The organism is Chryseobacterium contaminans (assembly GCF_001684955.1).
Classification (GTDB): domain Bacteria; phylum Bacteroidota; class Bacteroidia; order Flavobacteriales; family Weeksellaceae; genus Chryseobacterium; species Chryseobacterium contaminans.
Window position 1 is genome coordinate 1 of sequence record NZ_MAYF01000296.1, and the last position, 294, is coordinate 294.

Genomic DNA, 294 nt, shown 5'->3' on the forward strand with positions numbered 1-294 from the left:
ATCTGAAGTCTACTAGCGGGGAATTAGCTCAGCTGGCTAGAGCGCCTGCCTTGCACGCAGGAGGTCAAGGGTTCGACTCCCTTATTCTCCACAGTTTTGGAAGCTTGATTTAAAAGTTACGGATGGAGCCAAAAACAACATCTGTTCATTAAGCAGAAAAGAAGAAATTAAGATCATTGACATTAACGGTAAAGACATCACAAAGAGAAAACCGAGCGCATAAAGCGCTTGAGTAACCAAAAATAGGAAAGAAATCGTTAAGGGCGTATGGCGGATGCCTAGGCTTTCAGAGGC

General features: G+C 44.2%; 1 protein-coding gene and 1 tRNA gene. One reads left to right on the forward strand and one right to left on the reverse strand.

From position 1 onward, the window contains the following. The first annotated feature begins 17 nt into the window (after window positions 1-17). A tRNA-Ala gene (locus BBH99_RS13785) sits at window positions 18-91 on the forward strand. On the opposite strand, the gene BBH99_RS22805 is transcribed toward BBH99_RS13785, so the two are convergent. Then, the coding region (locus BBH99_RS22805) for a hypothetical protein (RefSeq protein WP_228390816.1) at window positions 82-294 on the reverse strand (213 nt) is incomplete at its 5' end. The two genes, BBH99_RS13785 and BBH99_RS22805, sit on opposite strands and share 10 nt — an antisense overlap.